Source organism: Longimicrobium sp., from assembly GCF_035474595.1.
In the GTDB taxonomy this organism is placed as follows: domain Bacteria; phylum Gemmatimonadota; class Gemmatimonadetes; order Longimicrobiales; family Longimicrobiaceae; genus Longimicrobium.
Genome location: NZ_DATIND010000146.1, coordinates 1 through 25,762 on the forward strand (window position 1 = coordinate 1; position 25,762 = coordinate 25,762).

The following is a 25,762-nucleotide window of genomic DNA, read 5'->3' on the forward strand; positions in this document are numbered from 1 at the left end:
GTGCTGCTCGCCGCGCTGGACCTGCTGCTGGCGCGCTGGTCGGGGCAGGAGGACGTGGTCGTCGGCACGCCCATCGCCAACCGGACGCGGCGCGAGACCGAGGGGCTGATCGGCTTCTTCGTCAACACGCTCGCGCTGCGCACCGATCTCTCCGGCAACCCGTCGTTCCAGGCGCTGCTGGGGCGGGTGCGGGAGGGGACGCTGGGGGCGTACCAGCACCAGGAGGTGCCCTTCGAACGCCTGGTCGACGAGCTGCGGGTGGAGCGCTCCCTGAGCCACACGCCGCTCTTCCAGGTGATGTTCTCGCTCATCGAAGGCGGCGGCGCCGGCGGCACGCGGCCCTTGGGCGGCCTGGAGGTGGAGCCGTACGGGGCGGGTGCCGGCGTGGCGAAGTTCGACCTGGACGTGATGGTGGTGGAGCACGAGGGTGGGCTGGGGATAGGGTTCACCTGGCGCGAGGAGCTGTGGGACGCGTCCACGCTGGAGCACGTGGCCGCGGCGTACGGCCTGCTGCTGGAGGCGGCGGCCGCGGACCCGGGGCGCCCGGTGCTCGCTCTTCCGCTCGTGTCGGAAGCGGAGCGGGCAAGCCTGCTGGCGAAGTCGGGCGGCCCGCTCCTCGACTACCCGGCGGGGCTCCGCGTGCACGACCTGTTCGCGGCGCAGGCGGCGCGCACGCCCCGTGCTCCCGCGCTGGTGCACGCGGGCGAGGTCCTCGACTACGCGGGGCTGGAGCGCGCCTCCAATCGGCTGGCGAACCACCTCCGCCGCCGCGGCGTCGGCCCGGAGACCCGGGTGGGCATCTGCCTGGAGCGCGGCCCGGGGCTGGTGGCCGCCATGCTCGCCGTCCTCAAGGCGGGCGGGGCATACGTCCCGCTCGACCCCGCGTATCCCCGCGAGCGCCTGGGGTACATGCAGGAAGACGCGGGCGTCACCCTGGTCCTCACCTCCGGCCGCCTCGCCGGCGCGCTCCCGGAGGGGACGCCCCTGCTCGCGCTCGACGCCGCCCGGGCCGCGATCGAGGCCGAGCCGGAGGTGGCGCCGGAGAGCGGGGCGAACCCGGAGAACCTGTCGCACGTCATCTTCACCTCGGGCTCCACCGGGCGGCCGAAGGGGGTGATGATCCGCCACTCCTCGACGGTCGTCCTGCTGCACTGGCTGCGCGACACGGTCACCGACGGGGAGCGCTCGTCGGTCCTCTTCTCCACCTCGATCAACTTCGACGTCTCCGTCGCCGAGGTCTTCGGCACCCTCTGCTGGGGCGGGACGCTGGTGCTGGTGGAGAACGCGCTGGAGCTGGCGGGCGTGCGCGAGCCGGTGGCGTACGCGAGCATGGTCCCCACCGCCGCCGCCGAGCTGCTGCGCGCCGGCGGCATCCCGGCGAGCGTGCGGACGCTCGTCCTGGGCGGGGAGCCGCTCCCGGCGGAGCTGGCGCGGGCCCTCCACGCGCTCGGCACGCTGGAGCGGATCGGCAACGCGTACGGCCCGACGGAGGACACCACCTATTCCACCTTTGCGATCGTCCCCCAGGGCGCGGACCGGGTCCTGGTCGGCCGGCCGGTGGCGAACACGCGGGCGCTGGTGCTCGACGGGGAGCTGCAGCCGGTGCCCGCCTGGCTCGCCGGCGAGCTGTACCTGGCCGGCGACGGCCTGGCCCGCGGCTACGCCAGCCGCCCTGGCCTCACCGCGGAGCGCTTCCTCCCCAACCCGTTCGGGCCCGCGGGTGCGCGGATGTACCGCGTGGGGGACCGGGTCCGGCGCCGGCCCAGCGGCGAGCTGGAGTACCTCGGGCGGACGGACTTCCAGGTCAAGGTGCGCGGCTTCCGCATCGAGCTCGGCGAGGTGGAGGCCGTGGTGGGGCGCCACCCCGCCGTTCGCGGCGTGGCCGCGGTGGTGCGCGGCGCCTCCTCCGGGCCGGGCGATGTCCGGATCGTGGCCTACCTGGAAGCGGACGCGGGCGTCTCCGTGGACGAGGTGCGGGAGCATGCGCGAGCCTCCCTCCCGGAGTACATGGTTCCCGCCGCGTTCGTGGTGCTGGACGCGCTCCCGCTCACCCCCAACGGGAAGGTGGACCGGCGGGCGCTCCCGGAGCCGGAGCCCGCCGCCGCGCCGGCCGACGAGGAGCCGCGGACGGAGCTGGAGCGCGCCATCGCCGCGGTGTGGGCGGAGGTGCTCGGCGTCCCGGCGGTCGGGGTCCGCACCAGCTTCTTCGGCCTGGGTGGAAACTCGCTCCTGGTGGTCCGGGCCGCGCGGCTGCTGGAGTCGGCGCTGGGGAGGAGCGTGCGGGTGATGGACTTCTTCGAGCACGCCACCGTGGCCGACCTGGCGCGCCACCTTTCGGGTGCCGCGGCAGCGGCGTCGATGGGCGAGGCGGGCGGGAACCGGGTGGAGGAGCTTCGCGCCCGACGGGCGATCCCGGTTCGGCCGGCCGGATCGGAGCGGCCGTTGTTCCTGGTCCACGACGGATGGGGGGCCGTCGCGTACGCGCAGGCGCTGCATCATCACCTGGACGAGGAGCTTCCGGTCTACGCATTGCCGCCGGTGTCCCGCGAGGAGCTCCCCCTCCACACGGTCGAAGGCATGGCGGCCCGGCTGGTGCGGATGGTCCGTGAAGTCCAGCCCGTGGGCCCGTACCGCCTGGCCGGCTGGTCGTTCGGGGGAGTTCTCGCCTGGGAGATGGCCGCACAGCTCGTCGGCCAGGACCAGGCCGTCGAGTTCCTGGGGATGATCGACACCTACCATCCATCGGTCGTCGCCCGGGACATGGAGCACGGCGAATCCCTGCCATCCCTGGTATTCCGCGGAGAAGACGGTGGAGAGGACCACGGCATGGGGCCGGGGGACTCGGCATCCGCCGCCGCGGGAGCGGACCCGGGGGCGTTCGCCGGCCCGGGGCGGGAGGACGGACTGATCCTCACCGTGGACGAAGCGCGGGAGGCCCGGGGCCATTTGCGCACGTCTCTCCACAGTCAACTCGGCTATCGTCCTCCGCCGCTTCCGCTTCCGGTCCACCTGTTCTTCGCGCGGGACGATGCCGGCGCCGATCCCTGGCGCGGCTGGCAGGCTCTCGTGGACGATGTGTCGATCCGTGCGACGCCGGTGCCGGGAACCCATATGTCCGTGATGGAGGCACCCAACGTCGAGGCCCTCGGCCGAGCGCTGTCGCGTGAGATCGGTCGCGCTGCAAACCGGAACGTCCCGCCGGAAGAACACGACTCACCCGTCGACGCTGCAGAGGGGGAGGCCTGGTGAAGCCCCCACCTTCCGTGCGGTGGGTGCGGGCGTGAACGTGACCAGCTTCGCTGAGCTGGCGGGGCATCTTGATCCGGATTGGCCGGTCTACGGGCTCCGGCGCAGGGGCCCGCGAAGGCGGCGCCGTACGTTCGCCCGGTCTACCTGACGCTCAAGTAGTCAAGGGCGGGTCGAAATGCCGGGTCGGCGGTTCGCCTGTGCCGCGTAGGACCGTAGTGGAATCTGGACGGCGCTTGGCCGAGTTTCGGTTTCAGCGCGCGACGGTCGAGGCAGACCACATCGGACGAGGTACTGTACTGATCGTCCGGTTGCTGTGACAAGGAGTGTGTCGGTCCACGGCGTTTGCGTTTCCGGGAGATTCCATGTTTTTACGAAGGGCCGCGGAAAATGTGAGGAAGGCTGTGGGTTTCATTACGTTTGGCTACAGTGGGTTACGACCGCGAACCGGTTGCCGGGAACTCTCGGGCTGTGAGAATTCATAGGAGGTATCCGAGGAGCACACTATACTGTGCCGGACAGCCGAGTGGCCGCCGCGGATCGTGCGAGCGGCCCAACGATGCAAATTCATGGAATGACGGTCGCTACGAATTTCGAGAAAATCTGTTGCCCCGATCGCTGAGGACAATCCAAAATGGCGGCGAAGTTCTATTTCTTCACCGACACCAACTTGCTCTCCCCCACCCAGCCTACCGCTGACGCGTTCGGCCCGCCGTTCATGGGCGCCGACGAGTTCCGCATCACGAGCAAGCACACGGCCTCGACGGCTCCGCATGCCTACGCCGTCTGCGACGGCATCGTGTGCGTGCAGCGGACGAGCAAGCCGGGACGCGTCAACCTCATCCTCAAGCCACTGGTGCAGCCCCCGCTGAACTTCTCGCCGGTCAAGTTCTTCATCTACAGGGGAATTGATGAGTCGCTGCTGATCGACGGCAAGAAGGTGGCTGCCGAGGGCAATAACAATCTCACGGCCTCGCTGTGGGAAACTCAGGCGAACAAGGCCAAGTCCCTCGGCACAACGGCTGCCGACGCACCCGCTGCGGCGCTCGGCGTGGACATGACCGCGATCCCTCCGACGGGCTCGCTACCGGGCACGCCCGTCTTCCCCGACGGCGACCTCATCGAGAGCCTCTTCTACCAGGCAGGGGTCGATTTCCAGCTCCCCGTGGTGAAGGGCGGCTGGTGCATCGGCCAGTTCGAGCCGGGCGGCTTCGGGTTCGAGGTGCTGATGGACGGGCTGGCGTTCAGGCACACGCTGGCCCTGGCGCGCTCGCTCGACCACGTCATCACCGTGCCGGCGCTGGACGGCAGCGAGACGCCGGCGCAGGTCTTCGACCACTGGCACGAGAAGGAGCAGGTGCTGGGGTTCATGGACCCCTGCGCGTTCTACGGCTCGTTCTTCCGCGCCGGCGTTCACGCCCGGGGCAGCAACGACAGCTCCTTCTCAATGAAATCCGGCAACGACCTGTACCAGGACGTCCTGTCTTCCTTCGCCAACCGCAATACGGCATTCATCGACATCCGCAACGAGCACAACTATTCGCTGGATTATTTCAGGAACTATGGCAGGGACATCCAACTCGACTGCGATCCTGCGAACCCGAGCCCGGTCACGGCCACGGTCGACTACTACCGGTCCGGCTGGCCGATCCTGGCGGTGACGGAGGTGAGCTTTCCCACGGGCAACACGAACAGCGCCCGCAATCCGTTCCGCATCCAGCTTCCGGTGGGCGACAACGCGAAGCCGCTGCTCTACGTCTCGCAGGGCTACCGCGACATCGGCCGCAGAGGGAAGAAGTTTCCGGAGGAGCTCAACAGCGCCGACCGTTTCTTCGGTGCATTCGGGAAGCCGGGGCTGGTGTTCACCACCACCCCCGGCGCCGCCTCCGCGCTGTCGTCGATGACCTTCGTGGTCCCAAACGTGACGGGGCAGAGCGTCACCACGCCGGTTTCGTGCTACATCCGGCTGAAGTACCTCCGGCAGGAGCTGCCCGCGCCTGCGATTCCGGCGTCTTCCACCTCTATCCTCGCGAACAACTACCTCGACAACCTGATCTACCCGCTCGACCTGCGGATCCCGTGGAGTGGCACCGCGAGCATCATGAGCGCCGTCTACGACGAAGAGGTCTACGTCGACGCGCGCTCCGTGGCGGGGCTGGAGTGCGATTTCATCGGCAGCATGGGCATCGCGCAGGACGTGGACAACACCTCCTTCTTCGTCGTCCCGACGTGCATCCGGACCCAGGTGGACCCGGCATCCATGCAGGTCGCGCTCGCGGGCGAGACAAGCGCGTACGGCGGCCACTACCCCAACTTCATCGCCCTGAAGTATCCCCTGCAGATCGTGGCAAAGAGCGACCTGCTGCTGCCCGCCGTTGTTCCTGTCGCGGACTTCATCCCCGACGACGAGGCCGACGAATCGCAGTTCTCCGCGCCGGACTTCGGCAAGCTCATCATGCTCGTCGTCCTCAAATCCACCGTGGATGCCTGGAAGCCTGCACTTTCAGCAGCCGGAGCCGCGATCGACGGCCGGTTCAGGACCTATCTCGGGATCAAGAACCTGCAGGAGAAGACCGATACCGCCGGTGTCGATTACACCTCGTTCGAGCTGGTCCTCCGAGGGTTCACGCCCGATTCATCCGGTGGCGGCTACACGGTCGCGGAAACCCTCAGCGATCCCGCCAACGCGGCCAACGTACAGGTATACGCTAATGCTGGCGCTTGATTCGAGGGCGACGCTGGTCTCTTCCGTGACGGTCCACGGTCTTTTGGCGCCGATCGCCCAACTCGATATCGATGCGTACATCGACCAGCCGGTTGTGTACGACGGATGGACTGCGACGAAGGGTTACGAGCTAAAGGTTTTTGTCTCCTTGGAGGTTCTGCGTGATCATTACCACGCTCGAGTCAATGATCTGATCACCCAAAAATTTCTCTCGGTCGACTCCTCCCCCCCAGACAGGTACCGCGTCCACTGCAGGCTGCGCATTGTGTATCCCTGCTCTCGAACGAATCCACAAAAGCTGAAAGGCAGCGGCAAGCTTCCCGTCGTCGTCCTAGTCCACGGCCACACCGAAGTTCTTGTCGCCTCACACACAGGCTTCACGTATCTACAGAACTACCTTGCGTCCAAGGGGATTGTTTCGGTTTCGGTCGACACCAACGCCGCGAACGCATTCGACTCGTATGTGTTGATGCGAGCCCATCTGGTGCTCGGCGCGTTGGATGTTCTTCGAGAGCTGGCCGCCCCGAAAAAAGATCATCCATTTTCCGATCGACTCGACTTCGATAACGTCGGGATGTTGGGTCACTCGCGAGGGGGTGATGCAGTGGTGCTGGCTGCAATCATGAACCCGGACCGCCCGGACGACAAGAAGTGCAAGATCACGGCGGTTTGCGCGCTTGCCCCAACAGACCTGACCGGCCCCAAACAGGCTACCGGCGGCGACAGCCGCCTGACCAACGACCATGCATCGTTTTTCGCTGTAATCTACGGCGCGCTGGACGGCGATGTGGTTGGTGGCCGTTCTGACGGTACCGGTACCGGGTTCCGACTCTATGATCGAGCGTCGGCGCAGAAATCGATGGTGTTCCTCGATCGATGCTGTCACAATCCATTCAACACGATCTGGGAAAAAAATGATCGTAGCCTCCTGCAATCCGATATCGACAATGGTCGGGTTCTCGATTGGCTGAGCCATCACGAGGTGGGGAAGGCATACATCGGTGGTCTTTTTCGCTGGCGGTTGCTGAAGCAGGCGAAAGCCAGATCGCTTTTCGATGGGAGTGCCAAGAAACCAGTCGGCGGCCCCGCTTCGATCCAGTGGTCGTTTGGTGAGAAGATTTACCCCCTCGATGAAATGTATTCCAACCCGGTTGCGGGTATTCGCACTGTGCCGGGCATTACGATGGACATGGTGTCGGTGGTGGGGGTGGACGGGACCCCGGTGAAGAATCGTACCAATCACCAGACCCGTGTCCTGGTTCTGCCTCCCACCCTGCCAGCCACTGCAGGCATGTCAGCCTATAAACTCGAGAATTTCCCGGTCAAGGACTGGAGCGCGTACGATCTATTCACCTTCCGGGCCTGTGCCGACGCCGACGTGTCGACTCAACAGACGGTGAACAACAGCCTTCTGCCCGAGTTCACGCTTGTTTTTTCTGACGGTGACAACAACAGCGTATCGGTCCTCCCCGCCTCATGGACGCCCCAGCCACGCAGGCCCGTATTCCACCAGATCAAACCGAACCCGGACGGTGAGAACCGTACCGTGATCCGCCTCGAGACGCTGTCCATCAAGCTCTCCGACGTAGCGAAGGGAGGGGTCAACCTGACGCAGATGGCGTCCATCGAGGTTGTTGCACCGGCAAACTTCGCCTTCCACCAGTTTCTCGATTCCTTTCAACTGGTCAAACGGTGACAGGGAGGCTCATATGCAGGTAACCAAGGCAACGTTCACGGCTTTCCAAGGAACAAGCCAGAAATGGGTGCTGCGGGTGGAAGTAGAGGGAAGCGATTTCCAGCGCTGCGCGTCTCCGGTAGTAGCCTCGGTAGGGGGCGTCCCGGTAGAGTTCATCATCGTAAACCTCGCTTCCGATGGCTTCGGCGGGTTGATGCGGACCGTTCCGCCAACCGGGGCCGAACTGAGCGTGGGCTATGATAACACGGGCCTCGACGCCACCGGCATCTTCTTCGACCCGCAGGATGTCGTAGCGCCCACCGTGTAAGCTGCCTCCCCTTCATTCGCTCGCACGGGGGTCCCGCCCATTCCTCTCAGAGCGCTGGGTTCATGCCGACCGACACTCAATTCTACCCCTCCGTCTCCACCCTGCTGCCGCTCGAACGCATCCCGCAGAACCTGGGGTTCATCCAGGGGGCGCTGCAGGACGTGTTCGGCAACCTGTACTACCGCGACCTGCAGGTCCAGAAGAGCGCGAAGGGCGACGTGGGCTTCTACCAGCTCACGCTGGTGGTCTACAAGCGCCTCGCCTTCGAGATCCCCGGCACCGGGGGCGCGGCGCTGGTGCTGCAGCCCGCCGCGACCGGCCCCAACACCGAGATCGACATCGCGCTGGGGTACCGCTGGGAGGTGCTGAAGTACGTGCGGGGGTTCAGCGCCGCCTCGCTGGGCGAGATGCCGCGGCTGCTCTTCGACGCCTTCGTGGAGATCTCGGGCGCGACCTCGCTCGCCATGCTGGCGGAGCTGATCGACCGCTTCCACGGCAATGCGACCGACCCGGTGAAGGAGTTCGTCGACGCCTACAACGTCGACAACGTTCCCGCCGTCCCGTTGAACGTGCCTCCTACCGGGGACCTCGAAGCGCTCCTGGTGGAACTCGAAGAGGTGCAGGAGGTCACCGTCTTCGAGCTGCTGATCGCCGCATACCTGGACCAGGCCGGGTCCGTCGAAGACGTGCTGTCCGGGCTCTCGGGCTTCTTCGGCAAGTGGGTGAAGGAGATCACCCTCGACGACTTCGAGGCGATGCTCATCCCCCACTGCTCGGTGGCGCTCCGCAACCTCAAGCTGGCCCTGGAGTTCCCGCGCACACTGCTCAAGCCGGTGAATCCTGACGGCACCATCAAGGTGTCGAGCCCGCCGCTCCCCGAAGATCAGGAGGTCAAGTCCCGGCTCACCTTCACCGCGGGGTCGCTGCTCTACTCCACCGACGCGGGCCTCCAGTTCGACGCGCTCGGCAGCTTCAGCTTCGACCGCTCGCAGATCGGCGACACGGGGATCATCATCGGCTTCAGCAACATGAAGCTGGACCTGAGCCGCACCACGAACATCCCCGAGGCCACGGCCGACGGGAGGCCGGTCGACTTCGTGGGCGTCTACGTCCAGAACGCGACGATCGATCTCCCCGCGAAGTGGTTCAAGCCGCCGGCGCCGGGCCCCCCCGCGCCCCCCCCGGGCCCCAAGATCGTCGGCAGCGACATCATCATCGGCACGGGCGGGTTCTCGGGGAAGATCGGGTTCGACGCGCCGGGGGTGCTGCACACGAAGCTGGGGAACATCGAGGCCGGCCTCACCGGGTTCGACCTGACCTTCGAGCGCAACGCCATCAAGGAATCGAACATCGCGGGCTGGCTGAAGGTGCCCGGGTTCAAGGACTCCACGGGCGCCGCCGACGCGGTGATCGACATCAAGGCGCACCTGGGCCAGCACGGCGACTTCGAGGTGACGGCCAGCGTGAAGAAGGGCGTGGTCGTGAGCATCCCCGGCGTGATGGACTTCAAGATCCTCACGCTGAAGTTCGGCAGGGAGGACCGCCGCTGCTTCCTCGAAACCTCGGGCACCGTCACCCTCACCTTGCAGATCCCCGCGCTCTCGTTCGACCGGCCCATCGCGGTGGAGCTGAAGAAGCTGGTGATCTGGGAAGACGGCAAGTTCGAGATCGAGGGCGGCACCATCATCCTCCCGCAGGCGCTCTCGCTCAAGATCGGGCCGGTGAAGCTCTCGGTGACGGCCATCAGCATGGGCTCGTACGAGCGGGGCGGGCGGCCGTACAAGTACTTCGGCTTCGACGGCGGGGTGAGCGTGAACCCCGGCGGCGTGGACTGCCGCGCCAACGGCGTGAAGGTGTACTACAGCACGGACGACCTGAAGCTCGACGTGTTCATGCGGGTGGAGGGGATCGCCATCGACATCGTGATCCCCGGCGGCAAGAGCGCCGACGAGGCCACGGTGCTGATCGGCGGCTTCCTGCAGGTGAAGGAGCCGGCCGACCCCAACTCCGGCGCGGGGACGGAGTACGCGGGCGGCATCAGCTTCAAGCTGCCCAAGGCGGGGATCGGCGGGAGCGCGGCCATGCGGCTCAACCCGTCGATCCCGGCGTTCATCATCGACACCGAGCTGAGCATCTCCGTGCCCATCCCCCTGGGCAACACCAGCCTGGGGATCTACGGCTTCCGGGGGATGATCGGGATGCGCTACGTGGCCACCCGCGCCGCCATCAGTCCGCCGCTGACCGAAGACGCGTCGTGGTACGAGTACTACAAGGCCAGGGTGCCGCTCTCGTACAAGGAGGGCATCAACATCGACAAATTCGCGCAGCGCAAGGGTTTCGCCATCGGTGCCGGGCTCACGATCGGAACGCTGACCGACTCGGGGAAGGCGTTCTCGGCCAAGCTCTTCCTCCTCCTCTCCCTCCCCGACGCGTTCCTGCTGCAGGGCCAGGCCGCCATCGTCAGCGAGCGGGTGGACCTGAGCCCCAACGACCCGCCGTTCAGCGTGCTCATCGCCGTCACCAAGCAGTCGGTGGAGGCGGCGTTCGGCGTGTTCTACAAGCTCCCCGACACGGGCGAGATCCTCGATCTGCAGGCGCTGATCGAGATGGGCTTCTACTTCAACGACAGCTCGGCCTGGTACGTGAACGTCGGCCGCGACCAGCCCGAGAGCAAGCGGGTGACGGCGCGGCTCTTCAAGCTGTTCAACGCCTGGTCGTACCTGATGCTGTCGGGCCAGGGGATCCGCGCCGGGGCGGGCGTGACCTGGGACTTCAGCAAGGGCTTCGGGCCGGTGCAGGTGGCCGCGCACGCGTACCTCGACACGCAGGGGCGCATCAGCTTCAAGCAGCCGCACATCGGCGCCGCCATCCTGCTGGGGGGCTCGGCCGCGGTGCGGGTGTTCAAGTTCCGCCTGGGCTTCAGCGTCGCCGCGGGGCTGGCCGCCGAGGCGCCGGAGCCGTTCATCGTCACCGGCTCGGTGGACGTGGAGGTGGACCTTCCCAAGCCCTTCAAGAAGTACGGCGGCACCTTCACGCTCGACTTCACCTGGACCTTCAGCTCGAAGCTGGACCGGGTCGCGGTCCCCGTTTTCAACCAGGACGACGTGAGCGAGGCGGCGCGGGCGGTGAACCTGGCCACGCGCGAGCGCTTCGCCCTGAACGTGGCCGCGGGCAACGCGATCTGGAGCGCGCTGCCGCCGGCGCCGGACGCGGGGTGGAGCGGGAGCTTCAAGCACCACGTGGTCCCGCTGGACTGTTCGGTGGACATCGAGTTCAAGAAGCCGATCGCGCCAAGCGCCGCCGTCACCAACATCGGGATCACGGGAACGGGCTACGCCAACACCGAGCTGGTGCCGCCGCAGCCGGGCAAGTCGCCCCAGGTGCGGCACACCTACGGGGTGGACGAGGTGAGGATCCGCTCGTGGAACGAAGATGCCCAGAGGTGGGACGACTACGACGTCTACGCCGCGCTCACCCCGCTGCGGCACACGGCGCTGGTGGACCCGGCCGACCTGGCGGGACTCAAGCAGGGATGGTGGCAGATGGACCAGCCGGGGCGGGTGAACAAGCTCTCGCTCCTTTCACAGACTCCGCTGGCGTACGCGAACGACGTGGCCGGCCCCTTCGCCCCCGAGAACAGCGGCGTGACGGCCGAGACCCTGTTCTGCCCCGCGACACCCATCGCCGACCGCTGCGTGGTGTTCGACGCCTTCCCGGAGCTCCGCACGCTGGAGGCGGACCGGCGCTACACCCTCGACGGTGTGCAGGTGCGGGTCAAAGGGAAGGGCGGGCGGGTGATTCCCTCGATCAACCCCTTCGGGCTCGTCCGCGGCGCGGCGCTGGAGCCGGGGTCGATGCTGGAGATCTTCTTCCCCGAGGCCACCGGGCGGGTGAGCCTGCGGATGGCGTCGCAGGCCGACAGCGTGACGGTGCTCTTCCAGCGCCGCGTGCAGACGGGGGTGAACCCCAGCACGCAGCCGGTCTACGCGTACGTCACCGTGCGGCAGGACGTGCTGAACCCGGTGAGCCTGCTGCGGCGCGTGGCCTACGACGACGCGCAGGCGGCCGTCGACAAAGTGGTGGTGGTCGCGGGCGAGTGCGCCTGCCTGGAGGGCGTGACCGGCGCGGCCGCGGCGCAGGGCGGGGATCGCCCGACGTGGCCGGACGACCGGCAGCCACCCCGCCCCCCCGCGCCGCCGTGCGGGAGCATGGAGGCCTGGCTCGCCACCGTATGCGCCGACGCGCGCGCCCGCCGCGACGCCCTGCGGGAGCAGCGTGAGCGGCTGCTGGCCCAGGCGGCGGAGAACGCGCTGCTGGCCGCCGATGCGCGCCGCGATCACGGGGAGCGCGGCGAGGAGCGCGCCGACTCCGCGCGTGCCGCCGGCTACGAAGCCGCGGCGGAGGCGCTGAATACGTCCGCCGCCGCGGTGCAGGCGGAGATCGACGGGTTGAACACGATCGTCCGCGCCTGCCCGGGCGGCATGGGCGCGGCGGTGAACGACGCGGGACGGGTAGATGATCCCGCCGCGGGACGGGGCGGCGTGGAAGCGCACCAGGTGGGGCCGCCGCGCGGCGCCGACCGCTGCCTCACCCTGGTCTTCGGCGTCTGCTGGCTTCCCCTCGGCGACCAGCTCTTCAACCAGGGGATTCCCAGCCTGGCCACGCTGCAGGCCAGCAACCAGGCGATGGTGGCGGCGATCAACCGGGTGATCCCGCCCATCTGGCGGCCGGACACCATCTACGCCGTCTCCATCGCCACCCTGGATCGCGTGGCCGCGGACGGATATGCGGACGTCGCCGATATGCAGTACATGCACGTGGGCTTCCGCACCGACGGCCCGGTGGGGCACTTCCACGAGCACCGCGCGGAGTACGATGCGCTGGCGGCCCAGGACCGGGCGGACCAGTACCGGCTCCAGTCGCTCAAGCCGTACATCGACTTCGCCCACTCGTATCCCAACCCCGACGGCAACGTGCTGGGCGCCAAGCCGCTCTTCTTCGTGGCGCCGCGGCTGCGGCTGTTCTACCTCCACCCGTACGTCTACACGATGTACGGCGGCACCTTCGACGCGTACAACGGGAACCTCGCCGTCACCAGCACCCTCGAGGCCTCCATCCTGGACCCGGTGGACCCCGTGCCCAAGCCCGGCGACCCCGGCGACGTGGGCCCGGTGAGCGTCTCCTACGTGGCCGCGCCGTTCGGCCGCAGCGGCGCCGACGTGAAGATGCTGAACAACCTGGCCACCCGCGGAGACCCCTGCACCGGCGTGGGGAAGACGGGGATCGCGCCCGGCGGCGTGCAGTCCGAGATCACGGTGGAGCGGCTGAAGCCGCTCAAGCTATACCTGGCCGTGTTCAAGGCGAGGTTCAAGGCAGCCGTGAGCGAGGTCCACCGCTACAACTTCCAGACGTCGCGCTACGCCGACTTCGCCGCGCAGGTGAACAGCTACCGGCTGCACGACGCCGACGGGGTGTTCCTGAAGGACGCCGTGTTCGACGACCTGCCGGTGACGCTCGACGCCGGCCGCTCGGCACAGCTCGCCGGGCTGCTGGCACACCCCCCTCTCTCCGACCCGCCGCTGGAGCAGGAGTACGCCGACCCGTTCGACCGGCTGGTGGACGGCATCCTGCGCCTGGGGCCGCTGGACCCGCCCACGGGCACCGACGTCAACGTGGTGCGCAACGCGGGCGACGGCCGGGTGATCGGGATCCTGCTGCGCAATCCCGAGCCCTTCAACGACCCGCGCGTTCCGGCGGCCGACGTCGCGGCGACGATCGTTCTCTCCCAGCCCGGCACGGCGGCGGGGGATTTCACCACGCTGCACTCCAGGGACCGCTCCCGGGCCTTCGTGGCGCACGCGGGGATGGACCTGCAGCTCCACGACCTGTCGTTCACCTTCACCTACCTGGAATACGACGGCGCCGCGTACGTGCCGGCGAGCACGGTCAAGGCGAGCTTCTTCCCCACGCCCCCCGCCGCACCGTCCTCGACTTCGGGAACGACGCCGTCCACGGGCCTCCTCGCGGGGGTGACGGAATGAGCGATCCGACAATGAACGCGGTGGTGGCCGCAGCCGCGGGCGCCCCCGGCCCGGTGGCGGCCCTGGCCGCCGACCTGGCTGCCGGTGTCGCGCAGGTGCAGAGCCCCTGGCTGTACCTGCAGGGCGCCGGCAGCGACGGCTCCGATGGCAGCGCGAGCGGCATCCACCTGCGTTGGGACCTGCTGCGGGAGCTGGGCGAGGGCCACCTGCCCAAGGGAAACCTGGCGGCGGGGCCGTCCGCGGCGTATCCGGCGCCGTACGGCTTCCACCGGCCCGACGACTTCGTCACGCTGCTGCGCGTGCTGTACGCGCGGCGCTTCCCCTGCGTGGTGAGCTTCGCCACCAACCGGCCGGTGTCGGTGGAGGAGTCCGGTCCGCAGCGCCTCTGGCGCTTCGACACGGTGGTGGCCTCCACCACGCCGCCAAGCCACCGCGAGGTCGTCGTCCGCTTCGCCGATCTCGCCGATTACGATGCCGTACGCGCCTCGGTCGATCCGAACACGGCGCCCGACCAGTTCCTCGCGCGCTACACGGGGGTGGTGGAGGCGGAGGTCACAGGGCAGCTCTGCTTCGCCCTCACCCTCACCGCCCGCACCACGGGGGATCGGAGGGAGGGGACGCTGCGTGTGGAAGCCGTCTCGGTGGCGGAGAACCTGCCCGGCGCCGAGCTGTTCATCTCCTGCCGCCGCCGTTACGTGGTCGCCGCAGCTGCGGGGACCGAGGTGGGGAACGGGGCGGGGGAGGGGACGGAGACGGGGACGGGGACCGGTAAGGAGCCCGGGCCCAGCCTGGCGTGCCGCGTGGCGATCCGGCTGCTCGCCCTGGTGCGCCCGGCGAAGCCCCCGGAGCCCGTCACGCCGCCGAAGCTCCCCGCCGAGCACCGGATGGTCGCGGAGAACGTGAAGTACTTCCGCTTCGACTGTTCGGGGTGCACGCCGCTGGAGCTGCGGCTGGAGAGCTACGAGCAGTTCATCCTGGGCGCGCTCCCGCCGCGGGCGGAGGCGTGGACTCAGGTGGGCGGCGGCTTTGCGCTGACCGACCGCGACGCCGTGGCCTATCCCCGCCTGGAAAACGCGGCGGCTCCGGTGAACGGACGCTGGCCCCGCTACGCCGGCGCCGATACCGCCACGGGGCGGTTCACCGCCAGCGTTCCCAACTACCGCGCGAAGTGGGACCCCACCCTCCCACCGTCGAAGGAGCCCACCGACGCCAACGGCCTGCGCAGGGGAGTGATCCGCTACCTCACCCTGAGCATGAGCCCCGCCAACGCCACGGCCGACGACGTCCTCGCGGCCGACAACCTGAAGGACGGCGGCGCGTTCGGGATCAGCTACCTGCGCATGCTCAAGCTGGTGGCGCTCGACTTCCACGTGGCGCGCATGCTGGGGCTGGGCTGCATCGACGCCGCCGTGGCGCCGGGCACGGCCAGTCACGTCTATCTCGCCGTCTACCGCACCGCGGCGGCGCTGGAAGCCGGCGTCCCGGCCGCGCCGCGGACGCACCTCTCCATGACGCTGCCCACCTCGCGGCTGGACCCGAGGCTCCCGCCCGCGCCGGTGCAGAACGCGCCCACCTTCGGCCTCTCGTTCGACAACGGCACCGGCCAGCCCACGCAGCTCACCGACGCCGCCGGCTACACGCCGTTCGACGACGCGCGCATGATCAACCTGTACCTGGAGCCGTACGACACGGTGCGGCCGTTCGGCCCGTTCTTCGTGCCCCCGGTGCAGTTCTGCTCCAGCGACGTGACCCGCCCCGTGTTCTACGGCTTCAAGCACAAGCTGGTGAGCGAGGCAGCGTACGACGAGCCTGAGCCGAGCCACGACCCGGAGTTTGCCGACGCGGCCGGGGTGGCCGAGGTGGTGCCCCTGCTCCCGCAGCTCGCGCCCGCCAAGCCGGCGTCCGCCGCCCCACCGCCCATCTACACCCACGAAGAGCGGGAGAACGGGCTGCACCGCTACGCGTTCTACGGGGTGAACTGGTTCTCCCGCCCGTCGCCGCTGGGCAACCCGCAGGACGTGGACACGCTGATCCCCACGCGCCACACGCTGCTGCCGCCCGCCGCCCTGGCGGTGCAGCTCATCCAGCTCGAAGACCCGCCATTGCTCACCACCCTGCTCGAGCAGAAGCGGCTGGCCGCGTTCCCTCCCGGCAGCGACGCCACGCTGGTGCGCTGCACCTTTGAGTGGAACCAGAACCATTACCTCCCGCAGAAGCTCTCGCCGGCCAACCAGTACGCCGACCGGGTGCAGCTCTTCTTCCGCCAGGAGCCGCCGCGCGCGGTACAGGGGATCGTCCGCACGGTGACCAGCCTCTCCGCCGGGGAGGTGGAGGTGCGCACCGAAGGCTACACCCTCACCAGCATCACGCCGGCGCAGACGGTGACGCCCGCCGTAAAGCCCGGCGACGAGGGGCGGTTCGTGGGCGGGTCGTTCGCCTCGGGCGGGGTGACGTATGGGGTCGAGGGCGTGGCCCAGCCCCCGGCGCCCGGCGAGGGCGTGGTGTTCCGCCTGCGCAAGCAGACGCAGTCCACCTTAGCCGACCTGGACAACGCCAACCAGTTCTCGGCCTCGGTGCAGGTGAGCGTCCCCACCGTGGGCGACCGCTTCCTGGCGGTGGAGAACATGAACGAGCCGGCCAACTGGGGCCCCGGCCAGCCGCTGGCGAAGGAGGTGGCGCTGGTCAACTTCCTGGTGAACGGCCAGCTCCACCGCGAGACCGCGTCATACGCCGACGGCTCGCACGCCACGCTCGCCATCGGCGGTGTCCTGCAGACGGCCAACGTCAAGGAGCTGCCGGCCCTCGATCCCAACAGCTCGCCTCCGGGGAGCAAGATCCCCAACTCGCGCACCGGGATCTTCGAGATCGTGTTCGACACCTTCGTGCTCGCGCCGCACCCCGACCCCGACGTGGAGTGGCAGCGCGGCACCGTGCGCATCGCCACGGCCACGGGCGAGATGAAGGTGCTGCAGGTGTGGAAGATCGAGATAGGCACGCCGACGCTCGAGCTCACCGTGTACGACCCCACCTTCGCGGTGGACGCCGCCTGGGTGCCGGTCTCCGGCTATGTGCCCATCAAGGCGGGCGCGGGCGTGCCAGTGAACTTCCACCCCGGCTACCGCGTGTACCTCACGGCGCAGGCGGGCGTGCTCGACGAGGCCTCGACTCTCCCGGGCGTGGGGCAGAGCTCCAGGCAGACGTTCCTCTCCGCCCGGTCGCGCAACCCGGCCATCTCCAGCGACTCGCACTTGGCCACGCCGGTGGTGGTGCAGTCGCGCAGGATCGTCCCGCCCGAGGCCCCCGGCGAGCCGGCGGGCCCGCTGTACGCCACGCGGCCGGACTTCTACGGCAAGGCCACCTGGACGATGGACGTGAAGGTGGCCGTAAGCGCCACGCGCGAGCCCTACGGGCTGGTGTTCTACCGCGCCAACGAGCGGTCGGTGCTCGACGTGCTCTACCGCCCCGAGACGGCCGATGCGGCGCTGGCCGCGATCTCCGCCCTCTCCGACGCCGACGCGGCCGGAGCCTGGGGCGACCTGGTGAACGTGCGCCTGGACGCCGACGGCCGCTTCAAGGAGCACGGCGGGTTCCGCTTCCCCATCCCCGACAACGCACCGGTTCCGCTTCCCGACAGCTCGCCGCCGGCCCTGCACGGCGGGTACATGATCCCCGAGACGGCTCTGGCGCCTTTCGACGGAGTGACGCCGCCGGGGGCCGCCGCCACGTTCTCCGTTGGCGGGGTGCCGGTTTCCATGGCCGAGATCGTTCGGGGCGCCATCGAGGGTGTCTTCCTGCCGTTGACCGAATCGCCCCTCATCTACGCGTTCATCCGCTCCGGCACGCAGACCTCGGCGAAGAAGCCCGTGATCCGCGACGCCAATGGCGACCTGCTGCCGTTCACCGACCCCGCGTTCGATCCCTCCCCCATGGCGCGCCGCCACAACGGCGACGACGGCGCCGCGCGGGTGCGCTTCACCGACTACACGCTCGACGGCGCGGCGAAGAATCTCTACTTCTACTACGCGGTGGAGATGAGCGACCAGCTGCGGTTCAGCGCCGGCAGCGCCGTCGCCGGGCCGGTGCGCCTGGTGAACGCCTACCCCGCCACCGCCCCGGCCATCCGCAGGGTCACCTCGCTGATCGAAGACCCCGTCCTGGGCATCGCCACCGGCGTGAGCGTGGTGGTGAACGCATACCTCCCGGCCGAGGGGATCACCCGCTTCGCCCTGTACCGGGCCACGAACGCGGCCGACGCCGCCTCCACGCGCACGATGTCCCTGGTCGGCCGATACGCGGCCGAGGCGGGGGAGGAGACTGAGTTGGTCGACTACTTCGCGGATCTCCCCTTCCCGCCGTTCGGCGATCCGCTCTTCCACCGGGTGGTGGCGCTGCGCCGGATCACCAACGAGCGGGGGCTGTTCGAAGAGATCCCCTCGCAGCCGTCCGACCTGGCGCGCGCCTCGATCATCGACGTGCGCAACCCGGTCGCGCCTCCGCTCTCCTTCACCTCCAAGCCGCCCACGCTGTCGCACCCCGAGCGGCTGGACGACGGCGTGATCTCGTGGCCGAGCGCCACGCACAACGCCACCTACCGCCTGTACCGGCAGGAGGCCACGGGCACCTGGAACCGCATCCACGAGGTCAGGACCAACGCGAGCCCCGTGGTGGTGCCGCTGGCGTCCACCGCGCTGGGCGATGGCACGCTGCTCCGGCGCGACGCCGACGGCGCGCCCCTCTACCACCGCTTCAGGGTGGAGGTGGAGAACACTTCGGGGATGTTCAGCCTGAACGAAGACGTGCTCACCGTGCCCGCCACGTGCAGCGAGGGTTACTCATTCTTCCAGGCAGTGGTGACCTGCGCCGACATGTACCAGCCGGCCGCCCCGCTGGCCGACCGGCTGGTGGCCCCGGCGGATTCACCGCACCCGGGGAGCATGACGTTCCAGGACGCCGTCTCCACGCTCCCCACGGGCCACGTCTTCGACCGGATCGAGGTCACCGTGGCCGACGGGCTGGGGAACGCCGCCCGCAAGACCATCGCCGCCGCCGGCGGCGCCGTGACCTTCGACCACCTGGACGGAACGGGGATCGTGCTCGACGGGTCGGTCCCCAACATCACCTACGGCGTGCGGGTGCGGGTGTTCACCGACATGTGCCCGGGGGGCCTGCTCTTCCGCTACACCCTGCGGTACGGTCCCGAGGTGGAGCTGATGGGGCTCGCCTCCGTGCTCGACTACGCCGACAGCTTGGCCACGGCGTCGCCGCTGGAGGACCCGTACGTGGCGTCGGGCGTGTCGTTCCCCGGCACCATGACCTTCACCGACGCCGCAGCCCTGCCGCCTGGACACACCTTCACCAGCCTCGAGGTCACGGTGCAGGACGAGGCCGGCGCCTCGTCGTCGCAGAGCATCACCGTCCCGGGTGGGTCCGTGACGTTTCAGGATGGCGACGGAGGGCTGGCGCTGGGCGCCACCCTCCCCAGCGGGAGCTACCAGGTCACGGCCCGGCTGTTCACCGATCTGGCGCCGAAGGGCGTAGAGTTCACGTACAACGTTTCCTATGCGTGAACGGGTATGGCCTGGCTCTGGCGCGCAATGCCTGGGCGTTCGAGTGGGCGACATGTACTGAGCCAATCGGCCGAGAGGCTGAACGGATCGGTGGATGAACAGGACCGGCGGAGGGCTCATCAGGCCCTCCGCCGGTCCTTTGCATGCTCCCGGTGCAATCCAGGCGGCGCCTCCTGCGGGTGATGATACCGGGTCTGGCAATCACCGGTGCATTGCAAACGCACGGAGAGACGTCATCCTGAGTCGAACACCGCGCTGCGCGCGACCATGATGGATGGAAGGGAGGCGTCCTCCGGAGCGGAACCGGCCGCCGAGCCGAACCAGCCTCGCGCAGTTTGCGAGGCTTCCCGTCGTTGTTGCTGCAACTTTAGTTGCCGGTGATCGGCTGCGCCCGGAACTTTCCATTCAGGCCGGCCACCCTGTCGTTGCCCTCGCACGCACGGTTGCAGGCCGAAGGATCCATAAGCGCGGTCGCACGTGCGTTTCCGGATTGCACGATGATCCCCGATCCGGTATGAGAGTGTGCCGGCTCGCGCGCATCCCCGCGTGCTTGCGCACACCTTCTTTGTATGATAAAGTACTTCATCGTACCGCCGAGTACTCCCACCGCGTTTCTGCACAGCCATCTTCGGGGACCACGGGCAGCCCATGGAATTACGGATTCAAGGCGTATCCAAGACCTATCCCAACGGCGTGCAGGCGCTGAACGATGTGACGCTCACGATTCCGGCGGGGATGTACGGCTTGCTCGGCCCCAACGGCGCCGGCAAGTCCACGCTGATGCGCATCCTGGCCACGCTGCAGGAGCCGGACGAGGGCAGCATCCGCCTGGGCGACCTGGACGTCGTGCGGCAGAAGGACCTGGTGCGGCAGACGCTGGGCTACCTGCCGCAGGAGTTCGGCGTCTACCCCAGGGTGAGCGCGGAGGAGCTGCTCGAGCACTTCGCGCGGCTGAAGGGCATCGCCGAGAGGAAGGCGCGCAGGGAGGTCGTCGAGGCGCTGCTGCGGCAGACGAACCTGTGGGAGGTGCGCGGGCAGAAGCTGGGCGGCTACTCGGGCGGAATGAAGCAGCGGTTCGGCGTGGCCGTGGCCCTCCTGGGCAATCCGAAGCTCATGATCGTGGACGAGCCGACGGCCGGGCTGGACCCGGGCGAGCGGGTGCGCTTCCTGAACCTGCTGAGCGAGCTGGGCGAGAACAGCGTGGTCATCCTCTCCACGCACATCGTGGAGGACGTCTCCGAGCTGTGCACGCGGATGGCGATCATCGACCGGGGCGAGATCCTGCTGGAGGCCGAGCCGCTCGCCGCGATGGAGGAGATGAGAGGGCGGATCTGGCGCCGGGTGATCGAGCGCGCCTCGCTCGCCGAGGTGGAGCGGGAGCACGACGTCATCTCCACCAAGCTGCTCGGGGGCCGCACCGTGGTGCACGTCCACGCCGATGCCTCGCCCGGCGCCGGCTTCGAGCCGGTGGAGCCGGACCTCGAGGACGTCTACTTCAGCACCATGGCGGGCCATCACGGCCGGCGCCGCGAGCCGGCGGTGCCGGAGGTGGCGCCGTGAAGTTCCGCGAGATCTTCCGCTTCGAGCTCGCCTACCAGCTGCGCCGCCTCTCCACCTGGCTCTACTTCACGGCGCTGGGCGTGATCGCCTTCCTGTTCGTCCGCGAAAACGCCCTCTCCGACGCGCTCTACGCCGACTTCTTCCTCAACTCGCCCTTCATCATCGCCAGCGTCACGGTGTTCGCCGGGCTGTTCTGGTTCGTGGTGGCCGCGGCGGTGGCCGGCGAGGCGGCGGCGCGCGACATGGAGACGGGGATGCATCCCCTCACCTGGACCGCTCCCGTCAGCAAGGCCGCGTACCTGGGCGGACGTTTCCTCGCCGCCTTCGCCCTCAACGCGCTGATCCTGCTGGCCGTGCCGGCGGGCGTCATGCTCGCCGTGTACGCGCCCGGCGTGGACGCCGCGGTGGTCGGTCCCTTCCGGCCGGCCGCCTACCTCACGGCCTACGGCTTCCTCGCGCTGCCGAACGCCTTCGTGGGCACGGCCATCCAGTTCGCGTGGGCGGCGCTCGGCCGCCGTGCCATCGCGAGCTACCTGGGGAGCGTGCTCCTCTTCTTCGTGGCCTACGGGGGGATGTTCTTCACGGCCATCTTCCTGGAGCGGCAGGATCTGGCGGCGCTGCTCGACGTCTTCGGCCACGTGTTCATCACCTCCGACCTGATCCTGGGGTGGACGCCGATCGAGAAGAGCACGCGCCTGATCCAGCTGCAGGGCCCGCTGCTCTGGAGCCGCCTGGTGTGGCTCGGCGTCGCGCTGGGGACGCTCGCGTTCACGTACGCCCGCTTCCGCTTCGCGCACCACACGGCGGGTCCCGGGTCGAGCCGCATCGCGCGGCGGCGGGAGACGCATGCTCCCACGCCCACGGCCGGCGACGTCGCGAGGACCGCCCCCATCTCCGTCCCGCATGTCCCGCAGACGTTCGACTTCGCGACCCACGCGCGCCTGGCGTTCGCCATCGCATGGGACTCGTTCCGCACGATCGCGAAGGGGCGGGGCGGGCTGGTGGTGATGGCCGTGCTCGCGGCCATCGTCGTCCTGGTCCTGCCGGAGAAGATGGAGGACCTGGGCACGCCGCTGCTCCCCCGGACCGCGCACGTCCTCACCTTCCTGACCACGCCGCTGGCCAATCCCCTCACCCCCTGGCTCGTCATCCCCCTGCTCATCGTCCTCTGGGCCGGAGAGCTGGTCTGGCGGGAGCGGGATGCGGGGCTGGGCGAGATCACCGACGCGTCGCCGGCGCCGGACTGGGTCCTGTTCCTGGGCCGCTTCCTGGGGCTCGGCCTCGTCCTCGCCATGTGGATGATGCTGCTGGCGGCGGCCGGGATGCTCGCCCAGGCGCGCATGGGATATCACGACTTCGAGATCGGGCTGTACCTGCGCGTGCTGCTGGGGCTCCAGCTTCCCGAGTACCTCCTCTTCGCCCTGCTCGCCCTGGTGGTGCAGGGGGTGGTCAACCAGAAATACGTGGGCCACCTGGCGGCCCTCCTCGTCTACGCGTCCATCCTCTTCGCGTCCAGCCTGGGGATCCATCACGACCTGCTCGTCTACGGGGCCGGGCCGCGCTGGCGGTACTCGGACATGCGCGGATTCGGGCTGTCGCTGGGGCCGTGGGCGTGGTTCAAGCTCTACTGGGCCGCGTGGGCGCTGCTGCTCGCCGTCGCGGCCCGGCTGCTCTGGGTGCGGGGGATGGAGGGGGGACTGGGGATGCGGCTGCAGCTGGCGCGCCGCCGCTTCACGCGTCCGGCGGCCTGGACCGCGGCGGTGGCGGCGGGGCTCATCCTCACGCTGGGCGGCTTCATCTTCTACAACACCAACGTGCTGAACCGGTACTCGACCGCGTCCGACGGCGGGGAGCGGAGCGCCCGGTACGAGCGGCGCTTCGGGCGGTACGCGAACGTCCCGCAGCCCCGGCTCACGGGGACGCGCCTGCGCGTGGAGATCCATCCCGGGCGGCGCGAGGCGGAGATCCGCGGCACCTACCAGCTCGTGAACGGCGGCGCGGTCCCCATCGACTCCATCCACGTGGCCACCGCCTGGGGAGTGGAGACGGGGCCGGTGTCCTTCGACCGGCCGTCGGCGCTCGTCGCCGCCGACGAGGAGCTGGGCCACCGGATCTACGCGCTGAAGACGCCGCTGCAGCCCGGCGACTCGCTGCGGCTCGGCTTCGTGGTCCACCACCGGTCGCGCGGCTTCCGCACCGCGGGCGCCGACGGCTCGGTGGTGGCGAACGGCACCTGGTTCAAGAACGGCTGGCTCCCCGCCATCGGCTACCAGCCCGGCCGCGAGCTCTTCAAGCCCGCCGAGCGGCGGGCGCACGGACTCGCTCCGCGCCGCATGTTCCCTCTCCTTGCCGACGTGGACGCGGGCCGGGACGTCACCGGCGAAGCGGGCCAGGACCCGGCCGCCACCGGGCGCATCGCCTTCGAGGCGGTGGTGGGCACCGACGCGGACCAGGTCGCCGTCGCGCCGGGGGCGCTGCGCCGGACGTGGACGGAAGGCGGGCGCCGCTACTTCCACTACGCCACCGATGCCCCCATCGGGAACGAGTACTCCATCTTCTCCGCGAGGTACGCGGTGCGTGAAGCGCGGTGGAGCCCCGCGGCGGGCGCGGGGCAGGGGGTCGCGATCCGCATCTACCACGATCCGGGGCACACGGCGAACCTGGACCGCATCCTCCACAGCGTGCGCGCCTCGCTGGACTCCTACAGCCGGCGGTTCGGCCCGTACCCGTACGGCCAGATCACGCTGGTCGAGAACCCCGCGCGCGGCATGGGCGCGCATTCGGACGCGGGCGTGATCGACTATGGAGAAGGATGGGCCCTCTACGACCCGCGGATCGATCCCCAAGGGCTGGATTTTCCCTTCGCGGTGATGGCGCACGAGATGGGGCACCAGTTCGGCGTCCCCTACGCCTTCGCCGAGGGCGCCCCGCTGCTGAGCGAGAGCTTCGCGTGGTACGCCGCGATGGGGGTGGTGGAGGATACCTACGGGCGCGAGCACCTGGAGCGGCTCCGGCGGTTCTTCCGGCAGCCGGATCCCATCAAGCCCGTGCGCCAGTCGGTGCCGCTGCTCCGGGCGATGGATCCGTACGCGGCCTACCGCAAGGGCCCGTTCGCGCTGTTCGCGCTCAGCGAGTACGCCGGCCGGGAGCGGGTGGACCTGGCCTTCCGGCGCCTGCGCGGGAAGCATGGATCGGGAGCGCCGCCGCTCCCCACCACCCTGGACCTGTACCGCGAACTGCAGGCGGTCACGCCGGACTCGCTCCGCCCCCTGCTGCACGACCTGTTCGAGGCGAACACCTTCTGGGACCTGAAGACGGAGCGCGCCACGGCGGCGCGGACCGCGGCGGGCGCCTGGCGCGTGACGCTGCGCCTGCGGGCGCGCAAGGTGACCGTCGACCCCGCGGGCGTGGAGACGGAGGTGCCGATGGACGAGTGGATACCGGTCGGCGTCTTCGCCCCCACCGTTGAGCAGGGCGCGGACTTCGGGGAGACGCTGTACCTGCGGAGCCACCGCATCCGCTCCGGCCGGCAGACGATCACGGTGACGGTGCCGCGCAGGCCGTCCGATGCCGGCATCGACCCCTATCTCCTGCTGATCGACACGGAGCGGTTCGACAACGTCGAGAAGGTGAGGATCGAGAGATGAGCGTGCTCATGACCCGTACATCCACGCCGGTCGGCGCCCGATCCGGCAGCGTGCGCGGCGACGCCTGTCTTCTGGAAGCGCCTGTCAGTGGCGGTGCCGTGGCTGATTTCGTCGACCAGAGCTCCATCGTGCGGAGGATCTGGGGAGATGGAGACATGGTGCTCCTGGTCTTCGCCGGCTCCGCCGCCGAGTTCGCGCTCAACCGCGCGGTCGACTGGCTGTTCTTCACCGGGAAGCTGCCGGGCGATCCCATCGGCCGGCTCTTCTCCACGGCCAGCTATGCGCAGGGGATCGTCTTCGCCGACGCAGCGACGGCCGCGCGCACGCTCGGTCGAATCCGGGCGGTCCACCAGGCCGTCGAGCGCCAGCGAGGCCGGCACATCCCGGACTGGGCCCACCGCGACGTGCTCTACATGCTCATCGACTACTCCGAGCGAGCGCACGAGATGTTCGCGCGGCCCCTGAGCGCGGACGAGCGGCGCGAGCTCTACGACGTGTTCTACCGCGTAGGCACCGGCCTCGGCATCCCCGATCTCCCGCCGGCGTACGACGAATGGAGGGCCGATCGCGAGCTCCACCTGCGCCGCGATCTGGTGCATGGCGAGGGCACCGAAGCGTTGTACGCCCAGTACCGGAAGCACCTCGGCCCCTGGCGGTACCATCTCCTGCTGCGGCTCCAGGCGATCCTGACGCCCGGGCATGTGCGGGGCCTGCTGCGGCTGAAGCGTGCGGAGTGGCTGCGCCCTCTGCTTCGCTTCTATCCAGTGCTGGTCCGCGCCGGACTGCGCTCGATCATCCAGCGGCTGCTCATGCCACCGGCGTATCTCGCCGCCGTGCGGGCCCTGGATCAACCCGCGGCAAGCCTTCCGGAGCCGCGCACCTCCCCGGCGGGTGACGCTCGGCGGGCGGATGCGCAGGATGGTCGGCACCGCGGCGGTCGAGACTGCTGTGCCGATGGATGATCGGGCGGGCG

General features: G+C 69.1%; 9 protein-coding genes. All 9 read left to right on the top strand.

Annotated features, from left to right (window positions below; genetic code table 11):
• The coding region (locus VLK66_RS24785) for an amino acid adenylation domain-containing protein (protein ID WP_325312187.1) at nucleotides 1-3,249 on the top strand (3,249 nt) is incomplete at its 5' end.
• Between the two features lie 631 nt (nucleotides 3,250-3,880).
• Complete coding sequence (locus VLK66_RS24790; RefSeq protein WP_325312188.1) at nucleotides 3,881-5,971, top strand: hypothetical protein; 2,091 nt, start codon at nucleotides 3,881-3,883, stop codon at nucleotides 5,969-5,971.
• Entirely contained in the window at nucleotides 5,958-7,667 is a 1,710-nt protein-coding gene (locus VLK66_RS24795) for a hypothetical protein (RefSeq protein WP_325312189.1), read from the top strand. Before VLK66_RS24790 ends, VLK66_RS24795 begins: the two co-directional genes overlap by 14 nt.
• A 13-nt stretch (nucleotides 7,668-7,680) precedes the next feature.
• Nucleotides 7,681-7,974 carry a hypothetical protein gene (locus VLK66_RS24800; RefSeq protein WP_325312190.1) on the top strand — a complete coding sequence of 98 codons (294 nt, stop codon included), beginning with the start codon at nucleotides 7,681-7,683 and terminating at the stop codon, nucleotides 7,972-7,974.
• 62 nt (nucleotides 7,975-8,036) lie between these two features.
• Nucleotides 8,037-14,015, top strand: coding sequence for a hypothetical protein (locus VLK66_RS24805; protein WP_325312191.1), 5,979 nt, complete (start codon nucleotides 8,037-8,039; stop codon nucleotides 14,013-14,015).
• Nucleotides 14,012-19,582, top strand: coding sequence for a hypothetical protein (locus VLK66_RS24810; RefSeq protein ID WP_325312192.1), 5,571 nt, complete (start codon nucleotides 14,012-14,014; stop codon nucleotides 19,580-19,582). The genes VLK66_RS24805 and VLK66_RS24810 overlap by 4 nt, the downstream gene beginning before the upstream one ends.
• A gap of 648 nt (nucleotides 19,583-20,230) precedes the next feature.
• Entirely contained in the window at nucleotides 20,231-21,142 is a 912-nt protein-coding gene (locus VLK66_RS24815) for an ABC transporter ATP-binding protein (protein ID WP_325312193.1), read from the top strand.
• Nucleotides 21,139-24,789 carry a hypothetical protein gene (locus tag VLK66_RS24820; protein ID WP_325312194.1) on the top strand — a complete coding sequence of 1,217 codons (3,651 nt, stop codon included), beginning with the start codon at nucleotides 21,139-21,141 and terminating at the stop codon, nucleotides 24,787-24,789. The genes VLK66_RS24815 and VLK66_RS24820 overlap by 4 nt, the downstream gene beginning before the upstream one ends.
• The gene (locus VLK66_RS24825) at nucleotides 24,786-25,751 is read left to right on the top strand and encodes an oxygenase MpaB family protein (RefSeq protein WP_325312195.1); all 966 of its coding nucleotides are present in this window, start codon (nucleotides 24,786-24,788) and stop codon (nucleotides 25,749-25,751) included. Before VLK66_RS24820 ends, VLK66_RS24825 begins: the two co-directional genes overlap by 4 nt.
• The last annotated feature ends 11 nt before the right edge of the window (nucleotides 25,752-25,762 follow it).

Bases quoted from the DNA above. Each gene is read 5' to 3' on its own strand.
- VLK66_RS24790 (WP_325312188.1), top strand. From the start codon at position 3,881: ATGGCGGCGAAGTTCTATTTCTTCACCGACACCAACTTGCTCTCCCCC.
- VLK66_RS24795 (WP_325312189.1), top strand. From the start codon at position 5,958: ATGCTGGCGCTTGATTCGAGGGCGACGCTGGTCTCTTCCGTGACGGTC.
- VLK66_RS24800 (WP_325312190.1), top strand. From the start codon at position 7,681: ATGCAGGTAACCAAGGCAACGTTCACGGCTTTCCAAGGAACAAGCCAG.
- VLK66_RS24805 (WP_325312191.1), top strand. From the start codon at position 8,037: ATGCCGACCGACACTCAATTCTACCCCTCCGTCTCCACCCTGCTGCCG.
- VLK66_RS24810 (WP_325312192.1), top strand. From the start codon at position 14,012: ATGAGCGATCCGACAATGAACGCGGTGGTGGCCGCAGCCGCGGGCGCC.
- VLK66_RS24815 (WP_325312193.1), top strand. From the start codon at position 20,231: ATGGAATTACGGATTCAAGGCGTATCCAAGACCTATCCCAACGGCGTG.
- VLK66_RS24825 (WP_325312195.1), top strand. From the start codon at position 24,786: ATGAGCGTGCTCATGACCCGTACATCCACGCCGGTCGGCGCCCGATCC.